The sequence below is a fragment of the Virgibacillus sp. LDC1 genome, from assembly GCF_025792345.1.
In the GTDB taxonomy this organism is placed as follows: domain Bacteria; phylum Bacillota; class Bacilli; order Paenibacillales; family Paenibacillaceae; genus Paenibacillus_AQ; species Paenibacillus_AQ lautus.
Genome location: NZ_JAOXLZ010000001.1, coordinates 2004222 through 2019287 on the forward strand (window position 1 = coordinate 2004222; position 15066 = coordinate 2019287).

Below are 15066 nucleotides of genomic sequence, written 5' to 3' on the forward strand. Positions count from 1 at the left end.
CTTGGAAAAACAAGCTTTAGCCTTTCACCGAGCCAAGCAGGACGCCTTTGGCGAAATGCTTTTGCAGGAACGGATACACACACAGGATCGGAATCGTGCCGACGACGATCACGGCCATTTTGATCGATTGATCCGGCGGCTTCACAAAATTAGGGTCCATCGAGTTCAAATCGCCGGCGGCCGCTTGCGACAGCAGAACGATCTGGCGCAGCATCACCTGCAGCGGCCATTTTTCCGGATCGTTAATATACAGCAGTGCCGCAAAGAAGTCGTTCCAATGCCCGACGGCGTAAAACAACGTAAATGTAGCAAGGACAGGCATTGAAAGCGGCAGCACGATCCGCCCTAAGAGGCCAAGCTCGGAGCAGCCGTCGATCCGGCCGGCCTCCTCGATCTCCTTCGGAATTTCCTGGAAAAAGTTTTTGACGATGATCAGGTTAAATGCGCTGATCGCGCCAGGCAGCATGAGTGCCCAAAGCGAATCAAGCAGGTGCAGCTCCTTGACGACCAGATAAGTCGGTATCATCCCCCCACCGAACAGCATAGAGAAGATGACGAGATTCAACACCAGATTCCGGCCGTACAATCCTCTCTTGGCCAAGGAATAGGCCATCGTGACCGTGAAAAACAAGTTAACGAGCGTGCCGATGACCGTTATGTAGACGGAGACGCCGATGCTTTTCATGATCGTATCCGTCGAAAAAATAAACTCGTAAGCATTTAAAGTAAATGTTTTGGGTATGAAAAATACCGCTCTTGACGTTAACTCCGCGTCCGATGCAAAGGAGCCCGCAATCACGTAAATGAAAGGGAGCACGGCAGCCAGCCCGAACAACGTTAGCACGATATAATTGGCAGCGTCGAACGTGACACCGGCCGCAGTTCTGTAATGCTTGGCCATAGATTGATTCCCCTTTCTTGCTTATTAGTACAGCCCGGATTCGCCGAATTTTTTCGCCAGCCAGTTCGTGCCGAGCACAAGCGTGACGCCGACAACCGATTTAAACAGCCCGACAGCCGTGCTGTAGCTAAAAGCGCCTTGCGTGATACCCATCGCGTATACGTAGGTGTCGAACACTTCGCCTACCGAGCGATTGAGCGGATTCAGCATCAAATATATTTGTTCGAAGCCATTGTCCAACACGCTGCCCATCCGCAAAATCAAAAGAATCACGATAGTGCTGCGGATCGCCGGCAGTGTTATATGCCAGATTTGCCTCCACCGGTTTGCCCCGTCAATCGTCGCTGCCTCGTACTGCTCTACGTCAACGGCCGCCAGCGCCGCCAGGAATATAATCGTTCCCCAGCCGCATTCCTTCCAGATCGTCTGCAAAATAATAACGGGGCGGAACCATGACGGATCGGACAGAAATTGGATTTTGTTCCCCGTATATTGGAAAAGCAGCTCGTTGACGGTGCCGCCTTCCGTGGTTAGGAACACGTACGTTAGGCTTGCCACGATTACCATCGAAATAAAATGCGGAACGTAAATCATCGTTTGAATCGTGCGCTTGAAGAAGGAAAGCCTCACCTCGTTTAACAGGAGTGCCAATATAATCGGAGCGGGAAAAAAGAAGATGAGATTATAAAATGATAACAACAGCGTATTACGCAGAAGCATCAAAAACTCGGGATTGTTAAAAAACAGGCGAAAATGCTCAAAGCCCACCCATTCGCTTTTCAAAAATCCGGTAAACGGCTGATAGTTTTGAAATGCCAGCATGACCCCCCACATCGGCACATATTTAAAAACCAAAAAATAAAGCAAGCCGGGGAGCAGCAACAGGTATAGCCATTTGTCCCTGCGAAGCCTTGCCGCGAAGCTTGTGCGGTGATCCGCCCGCTTGAACGGTTGCGGGAAATCCCTTCGAGCCGTAGCTTGCTTCATCAGTCTCCACCTCCATATGTCGTTCATCGCCTCGCGAGCGGTGTGGCCTAATTATGCAGCAGCGCTTTCTTTTCCGGCAATGAGACATTTTTGAAGAGTAAAAAAGCCTTGGTATTCGGCATTTTTAAAGAAAGTGCAAAGTCGGCAAACGAGTGGTAAGACGTGGATAGCTCGGTATAAAACGGTTGGATGGCGTCCATTCGGGTCAACCGTGGTTCGAACATCGGCCCCTCTTCGAGTAGTTGATATTCCCGCTCTGGTATTTTAGTCTTGTCCTCAGCTCGGAAAGCTCTTATCACTGAAAACAAAAAAGCCGCCTGATGGCGACTCCATATGCTAGTCCACGATGGACTCTATAATTTGCTTTTTATGATATAGATGCCCGTTTGGAACATGTGTATCTGATGCGTTTGGTTACATTTGGCCGCGCTCTGCGTCGGCATGCCGGGCTATTTTAATAATAAGCGTTCCATTTTATTGACGTTTCAACGCATACAGCTTTTGAATCTCTGTCATCACTCTTTTCTCCGGGACCACAAGACAACTGGAATAAGAAGCAGGGATAGAAATCCTCCGGCCAAGGAGAGTGTCGAATAACTGGACTGAGCTACAACCATGCCCGACAAAGCACCTCCGGATGCACCAGCCAGAGCGATAAGCACGTCCACAGTTCCTTGAGTCTTCGCACGTATTTGCGGAGGCGTGGCATCGACTATCGCTGCTGTCCCGCTAATTAAGCCAAAGTTCCACCCCAATCCGAGAAGCGCAAGCGCAAGAATGAGCAGTACCATAGAGTCTCCGGGTGCAAATGCAGCTAGTAAACCCGCCAAAAGCAGAGTAATGCCGGAGGCATAGGACATTGGCAATCTTCCGTACTTATCAACGAGAACACCCGTTAGCAGCGATGGTAGATACATGGCTGCAACATGGATTCCGATCACAATGCCAACCTCCCCTAGTCCGTGTCCGTGATGCTTCATGTGAACCGGTGTCATGGTCATAATGCCAATCATAACAACCTGGGTTAGCACCATCACCGACGCACCAACGATGATCCCCCGTTTATTAACACTCGCCTCCAAAGTATGCGATGGTTGAGCGTTATTCTGAATATCTTTGGCAATTTGAACCTCTGTGATGGCTTTGGCCACGATTAAAGGATCAGGCCGCAAAAAAATGAGCAGTACTAATCCTGCTACAATATACGCGATAGCTGCCAGCATAAATGGACCGGATAACGCAGGAGCGCCAAGAGAAGTCGCTATCCGGCCTGTCATATTTACAAGATTCGGCCCGGCAACCGCACCAAAGGTCGTGAAGACCATCGCCGTACTAATGGCTTGGGCCCGTCTTGTCGGAAGTGCCAGATCCGTACCGGCGTATCTTGCCTGCAGGTTGGTTGCCGTCCCTGCTCCATAAACCAGCAGCGAAAGAAAGAGCAGCGCTATATTATGGAGGACGGCTGCCAAGACAACGCCTGCAGCACCCAGTCCGCCTGTTAAGAAGCCGGCAGCCAGCCCCGCACGACGCCCTAAGCGTTGGGACAAGCGACCGACGATTAGGGCCGCGGCAGCAGAGCCTAATGTAAACAATGCGGTCGGAACGCCGGCATAGCTGTCCGTTCCGAGCATATCCTGTGCAAGCAGCGCCCCTACCGTGATGCCCGCAGCCAATCCCGCCCCGCCAAAAATTTGAGAGACAATTACGATAATCATCGTTCTTTTGTGCAACTGACGCTGCTTCTCGGGGGAATCCACATAGGGCCTCAGTGATTCTCCCATGCTTTCTATTTTTTCTGTAACGGAAGCCGTCTGGATCGACATGTATGAACTCCACCTCTACTGTTTCTATAAATTGCTTTCATAAATATGGAGAACGGCTCGAAACCGGGTGGATGCCGACAACATTTTGTCATAGGCCTCGCTTGCGCGTTCTAGCGAAAAGCATTCGACTATAGGCCGTACATTCGTAAGCATGCTAAAGTTAACGGCTTCCTGAATTTCTTGAGCATGTCCAGTAAAGGAGCCTCTAACCGTCATCTGCCCTTTTAAGAAATCACTTGCCGAAAATCCCAGTTGCTCACCCGAGCCAGCTACAATAATGAGCTCACTATCCGATCCAAGCCCGCTGATTAGAGAAGAGATCGCTTTGGCGTTTGGCGCAGTCGCAAGAATGACTTTGGCTCCTCCTAAAGCCTGCAGCACCAAAGCTGGATCTTCCATCTCTGAATTAATGTAGTGATGCGCTCCAAGTTGACGTACCCGTTCTTCTTTGTCACTCCCGCGCGAAATCGCGACCGTTCGGAACCCCGCTTTCTGGGCGTACTGAACCGCCAGATGCCCTAGTCCGCCAATGCCTTGAATAGCTACAAGATCGCCAGGTCGAGCTTTACTATTCCTAAGTGCACTAAATGTTGTTTCACCTGCACACATAAGCGGTGCTGCTTCTACTGCGGACCATTCATCCGGGATGCTTGTCAAACTATCCTCATAGGCAACCATATACTCAGCGTAACCGCCGTTGATGGTCAGGCCTGTTACGTGGTTGTCCCCACCATGCCATCCAATGCCCACACGATCACCCATGTTCCACTTCGTCGAACCGGCGCCAAACTGCACAATTCTACCAATGACTTCATGGCCTGGAATGCGGGGATATTCTGGGGAAGCCCCTCTAATCGCGACCGAATCTCCATGACATACTCCGCACGCTTCTACTCGGAGCAGTACTTGCCCATCACCAGGCTGTGGCACTGGGATCTTCACTAATCTCATTTTTTCCCCTTTGGACGGAATTTGTATGGCATTCATCACGTCCATCGTTCATTACCTCCTATCCATTTGGAAATCTCTGAAACTGCCTTTTCAGCTGACCGAAGTGCTCCTTCCAAATGCCCGCCGAATTGCGAATTCGTCTCTGTACCAGCAAAGAAGACTTTCTTCTCCCATCCCCCAACTACCGACGGTTGACCGTATTCCGGATAATTTAAAAGCGGATTGAAGTCTTCTTCAACAGCGGTTTCGTCATCTTCTGACCAATCCTTGTAAAGAAAATCGCTTACTTGATGAGCCGAGGGTCCAAACATCCGAACCAATTGGCCAACGACTCGTTTTTTCAACTCCTCCTGCCCCAGCTCATGGCGTACTTTTGCTGGTATTCCGAAGAAACCGAATAGCGCTCCAGCGGAGCCTCTATCAGGAGAAGCATCATGGATTTCCTGCAAGGGTCCGACCCGGCTCGACGCGAAACCGGAGAGCCCCAGTTCTCTCCAAAACGGACGATCATAGATGACAACTGCCTTGGCCTGTCCTGCCATCCACGTAGGTTTGTTGACAAGATCAGTAATCAGTTCTGGAGGAAGTGGCGGCGAGAATTCCATATGTCGCGCTACAATCCGAGGCGGCAGGGCTAGGATCACCGCGCTTGCTGAAATTTGTCTTCTCTCTCCATCTGCAAGCTCTGCTTCAATCGTGATTGCACCACCTTTATCGAGCCCCAAAGCTCTAACTCGTGTTCCTAACTCGATTGTCCCGGGAGGTATCGCATCCGCTAATGCATCAATAAGTGATTGCATGCCTCCTGTTAATCGGAAAGAGCTTGCATTTCCGTTGTCTGGGAGCATATATCGCTCTGGTGTTTCGTTATGCAGCCGTTCCAGCAGCATCGCCCCATTGGTATACTGAATAAAGGTTCCTAAGTTTAGTTCTTTAATCAGATTGGTAATCTTGCTCTCATACTGCGGCCAGAACCATGTCGGTCCAAGGTCATACTTGCCCAACTCCGGCCGATTTAGAACAGAAGTGCTCAAGACCCTGCCGCCAACCCGGTCTCTAGCCTCGAGCACCCTGCAAGAGATGCCATTCACATGAAGTAGAGAAGCAGCCCGAAGGCCGCTTAATCCAGCTCCAACAATAACCACTTGATTGTTCATATCGTGTCCTCTTTTCCTGCAAAAAGGGCTGTTCCCTACCCTGTAACTAGATTTGCCCCATCATAACACGCACAAAAAAACCACACAATATTATAATTGTATGGCAAACAATTTTTCTATTAAGTCAGCTCTTGAAGTAAACGTTGAAGAATCCTTAATCCTTCCTCTAGTTCTTCAAGTGTTTCTGGTGCACAGACAGCAATCCTTACAGCCCGCTCTGGGGAGCTATTCCCCACAACGAATCGATCAGCCGCATACACTTGTACCCCTTGCTGTGCTGCCAGCCTTTCGAACTCGGCGCCTGAGATCATGCCTGGTAACAGCAGCCAACGAAAGATACCTGTTTCAACCCCCAAGCACGTATAGTCTGCCAAATATCGGTTTACGACTTGGTTTCTGCGAATGGCTTGTTCCCGGTGCCCATGAATTAAGCTTTCGAATTGATTGGATACAATCGTACGCGCTGCCAGTTCAGCAAATAACGGCGAAACGGATACATTTAAATTATATAGCGCCTTCGAGATTGGCTCCTTAAAGGGATCCGGAACGGCTGCATAAGCTAGTCGCAACCCCGGTGCGATGGATTTGGATAAACTCGCAATATAGATGGCCCGCTCTGGCGCAAAGGACGCGACTGCTGGAAGCGGTTTTTCGCATTGGAGACTGTAAGCCGCATCCTCAATCACGAACTGATTATACTGTTTAGCAAGTGCTGCAATCCTTTTGCGATTCTCTACAGACATCGTGCTAGCTGTCGGATTATGATAATCTGGAATTAAGTAAATACCTTTAATATTGTCATTTTTACACGCATATTCCAAAGCGGTCGGACTCATTTCATTGTTCACCGACTTTATCGGTACAATCTGGATACTGAGCATCGCTGCAGCTGTTTTTAAGCCAGGGTAAGTATGAGGATCGGCACCAATGCGGTCTCCAGGCTTGCATAGACTTGCTAGTGTGGCCGCTATCACGTTTTGACCACCATTAGCCAATAAAATACGATCAACTGTTGTTTCAAGGCCGCTTCTTCGGATTAACTTAATAGCTGCGTCCTTTTGCCAGAGGCTTTCGCCTGCCCGACCATAGCCAAACCACTTTGCATAATCCGTTTCTTGCAGCATGCTCTTCAGTTGAAGCAGCAACGGCTCGTATGAAGCATTATCTGGCAGCGTTGCTCCCATTTCGATTAAATGTTTCGGCTTTGCGTCTTCGAGTAAATACGCATTCGATAACGCATCGTACGATACGAATGTTCCACTACCAACTGCTGCACTTAACAAGCCTTTCAACTCACACATCCTAAACGCTTTTGATATCGTGCTCAAATTCAAGTCTAAAAAATCGGCCAGTTCACGCTGCGAGGGAAGTCTTGTTCCTGGTAATAAAACTCCGTTTACAATATCCTGATACAATTGCCTTGCGAGTGCTTTATAAATGGGTTTTTGATTTTTATCAATCGTTGGTTTCCAACTCATTGGATAGTTTTCAAACGAATTAATCGGCATGATCATCGGCATCCTTTTTCATATTTCGCTAGTTATAGAAACAAGGTATGTTTTATTATACCCTTGGGCCCTTTATTACACTACCTCCCCCGAAAAGAGGAGACCTGGGATGTTATCAACAAATTTCTTTGTCATTATAGGCTTGCCTGCACCACAACCGCCATGTATCCAGTAAACTTTTTAATTGCTCTCGCCCTTTACGGCAAAAGGAACAAAAAAAGCCACCATCTAGGCGACTTCTAATGCGACTATAATCTTGTCCCTCGACGGCTAAAGAAGCCAATAGTGTGTCAATCCTTTCGAAGGGCGACATGGAGAACAGCGCCCCAATGGCGGCGAACCGACTTTTCTGGACGGCTATTAAGGCGAATTCGGATTTCATTGAAGAGCTTGTCGCGTTTCCACTCCTCCATAAGGATGTGTCCGGAAAAGGTTTCGAGGAGTTTAATGTACTCATCAACATGATAAATGCGCTCCCAGTCGAAGTGTCTAACGTGAACAACCTCAAACAGCCCACTTTTCTCAATCTCATATCTTTGCTCGTGTAGTTCTCCTGGTCGCGGCCATTCGTTATGCTCTACTGATTTACCCTCGCCGATTTCATAGTACACGGTTTGAATTTCACGGAAGAATGGGTCCCCACCCTCTGGAAAAACGTGATCTGCGTTCCAAAATGCCAGATGTCCGCCTGGACGAAGGGCTTGCCATGCCTTGATGTATCGAACTTCGGGATCAACCCATTTCCAAGCCGTTGCAGCGAATACCAAATCAAACTCTCTCTCCATCTCTGGCTGCCAATCTTCGAAACTTCCCGTGATTATGTCGACGTCCATGCCGACAAGGTTTTGACGGGCAACTATAGCGAGCTCAGCACCAAGTTCTACACACGTGATTTTAAATCCACGCCTGGCTAACGGAAGAGTAGCCTTACCTGTAGCACAGCCCACTTCCAACAAATGATCACCTGCATGCAAATTGGCCGCCTGAATTAATTCATCGAACAATTCTTCCGGGTAATCCGGACGCGACCTTTGATAATAGCTCGCGGATTGCTCAAATGACTTGCGCAATATCTTGTCGTCCTTCTTCAGGTTCATTATATTCCTCCTTATTCGTTACTCATCATAATGCGACTTATAGAGTGTGCATGTTCTTGTCGTCCGACATATGCAGCCACACGAATAAGCGCTCTTGCATCGCAACAGCGCTTATCCATAATATAATAGAAATTTGTAGTCCAACATCATTATATTCTCTGGCTTATTAACGGCTTCTTAGGACCAGCCGGATCGCTTTACAAGGTTTGTTACAAGTTCATCGTCGAAGACGATTCCGAAACCAGGCGTTGCCGGAATATGAATCTCTCCGTTTTCGATACGATAGCCTGATACATCCATTCCTTCAATTGTAATGTCGTCATATTCCACAAATTCGAAGTTCCGCACTGCGGCTGACAAATGTCCTGACGCGTAAATACCATAAGCATTGCCGTAACAATGAGGCGCAGACCGCAAACCATGGGCATCCAACTTCTCGCCTAATTCCATCCAATGCGTGAAACCGGGCCAGATGATATCATACTGCAGCACATCGACACGGCCGCGGGTCGCCCACTCAATAAGATGGGGGGATGCAAGCCCTTCCCCATCCGCGATGAGCACATTCTGCCCACGTTGCCGGAGCCATTCCTTCAGGTCCTCGTACAAGGCTTCATCCTCATGAAACGCTTCTTCCAGCCAATACAGATTCACATCCGCCAAAGCCGCCAAGACCTCTTTGGTTAAGTTCAAATTATATGCATTATTCGCATCGATCATGATCTTGCCTGCGGGACCTGCCACTTCGGAGATCCCTTGAACGATTGCGATATCTCGTTTCGTCCCTTCCCAGAGTGGCATATGGCGTCCGCCTCGGCCAACCTTAATCTTAAAATGACGTTGGCCCTTCGCATAACCTTGCATCGCTTCTTCTTTCATCAACGCAACTGCGGTCTTCTCATCGGGCAAATGCAAATCGTCGAAGTATAAAGAGGTATCATAGCAGGGTACAACCAATGGGACTCCCTTTTCCAAATGGGCACCCGACACCAAGTCATACACTGGTTTGCCTAGTCTCTTTCCTAACCAATCGAACACGGGATATTCCAATTGCAATCGATACGCTTCGCGTAGTCTGCCCCGATCATCGAATAAGTCAAGCAATCGGCGACCTATTAGATCTTCCGCCCATTCCGGTGTTATATGAATCGAGCTACCGTAACCTGTTTGTCCATCGATCGTAATTCTCGCGATATCCACTGTGCAGCCTTTGCCATGAATGCCGATTCGACCATTGGCCCCGGCGCTTCTGGCTCGCTCTCCCGTTAACCTCGCGAATTCGATTTTTTCCACTTTCCAATCAGATTGCATACCCGTAATGTTCATAGGATCCTCCTTAACCGATTCGACGGTTTCATGTCCCGATTTGATTCGTAAGTAGAATACCATATTATAGAATTATACTGTTAGTGGATAAGAAAATTCCTCATCAATTGGAAATCTGTAATAAAAGTTGAATTGATCCACTTTTGCCAATATTAATTGCTGTTTCCCACTGTCCCCAACACAATCCGCCTCGTGTGCATGGTTAGTTAAATTTTCGATAATGTGTTGCTCTAGATTTGATCCATGAATCCGGCTTTTTGTGATTCAAAACTCCGGAACTCGACTGTGTTAAAAACAAAAAAACCGCAACTTATGCGGCTTTCAATGTCTATATGCTCTTGTCGTCCGACAAACGCCGATTGTTTTGAACGGCTGCCATCGATCGTTCCTATTTAGTTATAAACTGTAAAGGATAATTTTTTCTTTACACTAGGAAGAACAAGATACGTCGTCTATGACCAGAACCAGTCCCCCACCAGAAGAAATCGGCACCCGGCTGTTCCGGAAGAAACAACCCTTGTTGATGCCACGGCTTGACTACTAACTATTTTGCTGCTGCTTCTTCTTCAAGAACACTTCCGCCTGCCGCTCTCCAGTTTGCAACAAATGTGTCGAAGTAGTCGATTGGTTTTTTCCCCGTAATCATATCTACATAGGCTTCTGATCTGATTTTGTCAATTTCCGCTTGATATTTTGAAGCGGATGGTAGCGGTAAGATGACTTCATTCATAATACCGTCACTTTGGAGTGTTCCAAGCGCATGGCCCCATGCGTATTCACGATTAACCTTCTGAATGATGGACGGCAGCCAAATTGCATTGTTGAACGTTGCTCCGCCGCCAATTTTAACGATTTCATTCCAATCAGAGTAAGGCGCGATCGCCTCAGGGTATCCATCTTTCATGTTGTAATGTACGCCCTCCTTGCCGTAACGAGTAAGCATATAACCTTCATAAGTAGATGAGGAGTAATCCAAAATACTTAAGATACGAGCCTGCTTATCCAGATCTTTCTCCACTTGCTTACCGAATACAATAAATCTGCCTTGGAGCGAATTTCTCATATTAAGACCTTTCTTACCGTTCGGACCCGCGACAGGTTTGCCGTAGACAAGCTTGTCAACAGCATCCGGCATTGTTTTTCTCATTTCCATAATGTTAGAACCCTCTCGATCGCCGGCTGATTGTGCTGGTTTCCAGTACAGATAATCCGCATAGCTGGTTACACCGATAATACCGTTAACAAAATCAGTAGCGATCGACCAGTCTCCTCCCTTATTCTCGCCATTGATAAATTCTGGCGTAAGCACACCGTCCCTGTACCACTTTGCCAAAACTTTCAAGGCTTCTTTCATTTCAGGTTGAACAGCGCCGTAAACGAGCTTTCCATCCTTTCTTGTCCATGATGTTGGAAGATAACCGTATGCGCCATAAACGGTTTGCATCATCGATTCAGACAAACCGTACGTATCTTTTTTTCCATTCTTATCGGGGTCATTGTTTGTGAATTTATACATGGCATCTTCAAACTCAGATAATGATTCTGGAACCTTTGTGATGCCTACATTTTCAAGCCAATCACCTCTCCAAACAACAAGCGGCCTAAAGTTCCCGCTTTCTGGATTAGGTACAACGAGTCCATAGTTTTTGTCACCCATCTTCGTCAAATCCATATAGGTTGGTACTTCCGTTTGATAAGCTTGGTATAAATTCGGGGCATATTTTTCAATTGACTCATATGGAATTTCACCTACAATTTCATCATCAATGAATTTTTGGTATTTTGAGAAGTCAAGCGGAAAGACATCGGGAACTTCTCCAGCTGCGATTTTGACGTCAAATGCGGTTCCATCACTAGCATCTACCATGTGAATGTCAACGTTGAATTTTTCTTCAATTTCTTTGACAATTTCACCTTTGTCATGAACAGGACTGCTCCAGCCCACCCAAGAAATGTTTATTTTCTTATCAACGTTTGGAGTTGCGGATTCTGACGAATTTGATGCTTCTTCGTTTGCCCTTTTGTTTACTTCATTATTATTGCAAGCTGTGAACGATGCCAGCATTGCAGCACAAAGAATAAGTACCATGCTCTTTTTTAGCGCCACTAAATTATTCATACGTTTCACTCCCCTTAATTTTTATCCCTTTAAAGAACCCACCATAATCCCTTTAACAAAATACTTTTGTAAAAAAGGATAAATGGCGATTACGGGTAACGAAGTGATCATGATCGTAGCAGCCTTTATTGTTGTTGGATTAACGCTGCCAGAGAGCACTGTGGAGGTTGAACCGGCTTCTAAAGTTACATCCCCCTGTTGAATAATGTTTCGCATAACAACTTGTAATACTTGCTTCTCGGGAGACGTTGAATATAGAAGCGAGTCAAACCATGCATTCCAGTGTCCGACAATTGACCACAATGCAACGGTCGCAAGAATTGGAGTAATCATTGGCGCAATGATTTTATAAAGAATGGTAAATTCACTTGCACCGTCTATCTTTGCCGACTCCTCGATACTATCAGGAAGTGACATGATATAATTTCGAATCAGAATCATCGAGAAAGCGGGAATCAGATTGGGAAGAACTAACGCCCATATTGAGTTCATTAAATGCAGTTCTCTTATGAGAATATAGCTTGGAATTAGCCCCCCGCTAAAAAACATCGTAAATACAATGATTCCGGTCCATGAATTCCTCAAGGGAAGATATTTTTTTGCAAGCGGGTAAGCCGTAAGTAAACAAAAAAACAGTTCTAACGCTGTTCCAAGAACAACACGCATAACCGAATTCATAAAACCCGTTTTTATATATCCATAGCTTAAAACGCTTTCATAATTTGCAAGCGAAAACTCTGGAGGGAACAAGTGGATTTTCGTTAATGAGATGTTCCCACTGCTTAAGGATAGAGAGAGCAGATACAAGAATGGATATATTGTAGTAAAACACAATACCATCATGAATACGACATTGAGAGAATCAAAAACATGCTCTCCGATGCTCTTCTTTATTCGGTTAGAACTGTTCATTTTGCCCACTTCCTTTACCAAATTCCGTATTCGCTGAATTTTTTCGCAAAATAATTAGCAGCGAAAAGCATGATCAAAGATACAATATTGGTAAACAGTCCCACTGCCGTTGCAAAACTATAATCCATGCCTTCGATTCCATTTCGATAGGTGTAGGTACCAAGCACATCGCCAACTTTATATACGGCTGGAGAATAGAGGTTGAAAATCTGATCAAAATCGTCTGCAACGATGCCGCCAACAGCAAAAATGAACATAATGGTAACGATCGGCATGATGGCTGGGATTGTTATATACCTGGCAAGCTGAAAGCGGTTGCAACCATCAAGACTACCTGCTTCATACAGTTCGGAGTTGGTCCCCGCAATAGCCGCAAGGTAAACGATCGAGCTCCAGCCAATGCTTTTCCAAATGCTTGTAACAACCAACGTGCTCACAAACCATCCATTATCCCCTAAGAAATATATAGGCTTCATCCCCAATTCCTTGAGCAATATATTTAGAGGACCTGTAGTTGGTGAAAGTAACTGTAGGAATAGACCGCCAAGGATTACCCATGAAACGAAGTGTGGAAGATAACTGATGGTTTGAACTGCTTTTTTGAATTTAACCAATCTGAGTTCATTTAAGAGTAAGGCGAAAATAATGGGAGCAGGAAATCCGAAAATAAGTTTAAGCGTACTTATTTGTAGCGTGTTAACAAAAACTTCTTTGAAGCTCGGGCGCGCGAATAAGTCGTAAAAATGCTGCAGCCCTACCCATGTACTTCCTGTAATACCTTTGTTGAACTTAAAATCTCTGAACGCAATTTGTATTCCGTACATTGGCGCATACTTAAAGATTAAAAAGAAGAGTATACCGGGCAAAATCATAAATAAAAGATTTCTGTGCTTGATGCAATCGGCAAGCAGTCCTTTCTTTTTGTGATGAACACCTGCATTAACAAGTTTCAAGCCTATCGCCCACCTTCCTAATAACCACCGTTCACGTGAACGATTTCAGTCTAACATGACATTCCATTTTGGTAAATACTTTTTTCGTTCACGTGAACGACTCCTTTTTTCTTTTACTTTGGATACGGAATAATGGTATAGTAACATGCAGAAAGAAATACATTTTTATGTTCAAAGGTGAATGGGATGAATATTACAAGCAAAGAAATTGCAGAGATATGCGGCGTTTCCAGAGGGACCGTCGACCGAGCGCTGAATAACCGGCCGGGAGTGAATGAGGCTACAAAGCAAAAAATTCTGGAAACGGCCTCGCAGTTGGGCTACCGGCCTCATTTTCTAGCCCAAAGCCTCGTCAAAGGCAAAACGATGTCGATCGGGACGGTCATTTTCGATATCAATAATCAGCTGTTTCCGCAGCTTATCAATGCCGTCGAATCGCGGGCAAGGGAAGCGGGCTACTTCCTTAATCTGACGCTCACGAGCAAAAATCCGGACATCGAACAGGAATGCCTGAATCATTTGGCGGACCGGAAGGTGGACGGCATTATTCTATTATCGGTCAACACGGGTGCGGCCTTCGAGCAATTTATTCAGCGATTGAATATTCCAGTCGTCACATTTGGCAACCGGGTCTCCAAGACTGTGCCGTACGTATGGATCGACGACCGGAAGGCCGTCCGCGACGCGATTGCAATGCTCACCGCCAAAGGCTATGAGGAAATCATTTATGTCAGTCCCCCCTTGTCTCTTCGCGGAATTACGAACGTTTATGCCGTGGAACAACGATTCGCGGGCTTTCAGGATGCACTGAAAAAGGCTGGCCATCTCAAGTCCCATGTCATCGGCCATAAAGGATATATCGAAGAGATCGACAAGCTTCTTGCGCAGGGCGGCAAACGTAAAGCCATTTTCTGCACAAGCGACAAATACGCGCTGAAAATTTGGCTCCACTTGAAGCAAAACGGGGTTCGCGTGCCAGAGGATGTCGGACTGATGGGATTCGACAATATCGAAACGCTCAAATATATTTCCCCTGCCTTATCGACGATATCGTACTCCTTGGAAACCATCGGCAACCGGATCATCGACTGTCTGATCGGACAAATTGAAGGCCGGCAAGTGCCGCTGACTACGCTCGTTGAGCATCAAATTATCGAGGGCGAATCGTGTTGATCCCCTCGATTCACCAATAAAGCTGCTATGGACTGCCGCAACCTAGACTCTCAAAAGTGAGGCTCAGTGAGCATAGCAATTCCGTGCACGTGAACGAATAACAGTTCACAAGGTTATTTGCCTATGCTAAGATAGAGTCGTTCACGTGAACGGAACAAA

At 46.6% G+C, this 15066-nt stretch carries 13 protein-coding genes; 1 reads left to right on the plus strand and 12 read right to left on the minus strand.

The window, feature by feature from the left end:
- Nucleotides 1-16 precede the first annotated feature (16 nt).
- From OHJ21_RS09000 to OHJ21_RS09055, 12 genes are all read right to left on the minus strand, one after another.
- Complete coding sequence (locus tag OHJ21_RS09000; RefSeq protein WP_009595429.1) at nt 17-901, minus strand: carbohydrate ABC transporter permease; 885 nt, start codon at nt 899-901, stop codon at nt 17-19.
- 24 nt (nt 902-925) lie between these two features.
- On the minus strand, nt 926-1888 hold the full coding sequence (locus tag OHJ21_RS09005; protein WP_411830408.1) for an ABC transporter permease: 963 nt from the start codon (nt 1886-1888) through the stop codon (nt 926-928).
- A gap of 47 nt (nt 1889-1935) precedes the next feature.
- Nucleotides 1936-2112: a hypothetical protein gene (locus tag OHJ21_RS09010; protein ID WP_486019862.1), complete on the minus strand. Its 177-nt coding sequence runs from the start codon at nt 2110-2112 to the stop codon at nt 1936-1938.
- Nucleotides 2113-2403: 291 nt separating this feature from the next.
- Nucleotides 2404-3711, minus strand: a complete 1308-nt coding sequence (locus OHJ21_RS09015; RefSeq protein ID WP_207797461.1) for an MFS transporter — start codon at nt 3709-3711, stop codon at nt 2404-2406.
- A gap of 24 nt (nt 3712-3735) precedes the next feature.
- Nucleotides 3736-4707, minus strand: a complete 972-nt coding sequence (locus tag OHJ21_RS09020) for an alcohol dehydrogenase catalytic domain-containing protein (protein ID WP_486019863.1) — start codon at nt 4705-4707, stop codon at nt 3736-3738.
- Complete coding sequence (locus tag OHJ21_RS09025; protein ID WP_100537342.1) at nt 4698-5819, minus strand: flavin monoamine oxidase family protein; 1122 nt, start codon at nt 5817-5819, stop codon at nt 4698-4700. Before OHJ21_RS09025 ends, OHJ21_RS09020 begins: the two co-directional genes overlap by 10 nt.
- 119 nt (nt 5820-5938) lie before the next feature.
- Nucleotides 5939-7327 carry an aminotransferase-like domain-containing protein gene (locus OHJ21_RS09030; RefSeq protein WP_486019864.1) on the minus strand — a complete coding sequence of 463 codons (1389 nt, stop codon included), beginning with the start codon at nt 7325-7327 and terminating at the stop codon, nt 5939-5941.
- A 290-nt stretch (nt 7328-7617) separates the two neighbouring features.
- Nucleotides 7618-8424: a class I SAM-dependent methyltransferase gene (locus OHJ21_RS09035; protein WP_486019865.1), complete on the minus strand. Its 807-nt coding sequence runs from the start codon at nt 8422-8424 to the stop codon at nt 7618-7620.
- Nucleotides 8425-8601: 177 nt separating this feature from the next.
- Nucleotides 8602-9750, minus strand: a complete 1149-nt coding sequence (locus OHJ21_RS09040; RefSeq protein WP_486019866.1) for an enolase C-terminal domain-like protein — start codon at nt 9748-9750, stop codon at nt 8602-8604.
- Between the two features lie 544 nt (nt 9751-10294).
- On the minus strand, nt 10295-11869 hold the full coding sequence (locus OHJ21_RS09045; RefSeq protein ID WP_486019867.1) for a type 2 periplasmic-binding domain-containing protein: 1575 nt from the start codon (nt 11867-11869) through the stop codon (nt 10295-10297).
- A 21-nt stretch (nt 11870-11890) separates the two neighbouring features.
- Nucleotides 11891-12781: a carbohydrate ABC transporter permease gene (locus OHJ21_RS09050; protein WP_100537347.1), complete on the minus strand. Its 891-nt coding sequence runs from the start codon at nt 12779-12781 to the stop codon at nt 11891-11893.
- A 14-nt stretch (nt 12782-12795) separates the two neighbouring features.
- On the minus strand, nt 12796-13734 hold the full coding sequence (locus OHJ21_RS09055; protein WP_207797462.1) for an ABC transporter permease: 939 nt from the start codon (nt 13732-13734) through the stop codon (nt 12796-12798).
- Between the two features lie 186 nt (nt 13735-13920).
- Between OHJ21_RS09055 and OHJ21_RS09060 the strand changes: the two genes are divergently transcribed.
- On the plus strand, nt 13921-14907 hold the full coding sequence (locus OHJ21_RS09060) for a LacI family DNA-binding transcriptional regulator (protein WP_165789644.1): 987 nt from the start codon (nt 13921-13923) through the stop codon (nt 14905-14907).
- The last annotated feature ends 159 nt before the right edge of the window (nt 14908-15066 follow it).

Bases quoted from the DNA above. Each gene is read 5' to 3' on its own strand.
- OHJ21_RS09000 (WP_009595429.1), bottom strand. From the start codon at position 901: ATGGCCAAGCATTACAGAACTGCGGCCGGTGTCACGTTCGACGCTGCC.
- OHJ21_RS09005 (WP_411830408.1), bottom strand. From the start codon at position 1,888: ATGAAGCAAGCTACGGCTCGAAGGGATTTCCCGCAACCGTTCAAGCGG.
- OHJ21_RS09010 (WP_486019862.1), bottom strand. From the start codon at position 2,112: ATGTTCGAACCACGGTTGACCCGAATGGACGCCATCCAACCGTTTTAT.
- OHJ21_RS09015 (WP_207797461.1), bottom strand. From the start codon at position 3,711: ATGTCGATCCAGACGGCTTCCGTTACAGAAAAAATAGAAAGCATGGGA.
- OHJ21_RS09020 (WP_486019863.1), bottom strand. From the start codon at position 4,707: ATGGACGTGATGAATGCCATACAAATTCCGTCCAAAGGGGAAAAAATG.
- OHJ21_RS09025 (WP_100537342.1), bottom strand. From the start codon at position 5,819: ATGAACAATCAAGTGGTTATTGTTGGAGCTGGATTAAGCGGCCTTCGG.
- OHJ21_RS09030 (WP_486019864.1), bottom strand. From the start codon at position 7,327: ATGCCGATTAATTCGTTTGAAAACTATCCAATGAGTTGGAAACCAACG.
- OHJ21_RS09035 (WP_486019865.1), bottom strand. From the start codon at position 8,424: ATGAACCTGAAGAAGGACGACAAGATATTGCGCAAGTCATTTGAGCAA.
- OHJ21_RS09040 (WP_486019866.1), bottom strand. From the start codon at position 9,750: ATGAACATTACGGGTATGCAATCTGATTGGAAAGTGGAAAAAATCGAA.
- OHJ21_RS09045 (WP_486019867.1), bottom strand. From the start codon at position 11,869: ATGAATAATTTAGTGGCGCTAAAAAAGAGCATGGTACTTATTCTTTGT.
- OHJ21_RS09050 (WP_100537347.1), bottom strand. From the start codon at position 12,781: ATGAACAGTTCTAACCGAATAAAGAAGAGCATCGGAGAGCATGTTTTT.
- OHJ21_RS09060 (WP_165789644.1), top strand. From the start codon at position 13,921: ATGAATATTACAAGCAAAGAAATTGCAGAGATATGCGGCGTTTCCAGA.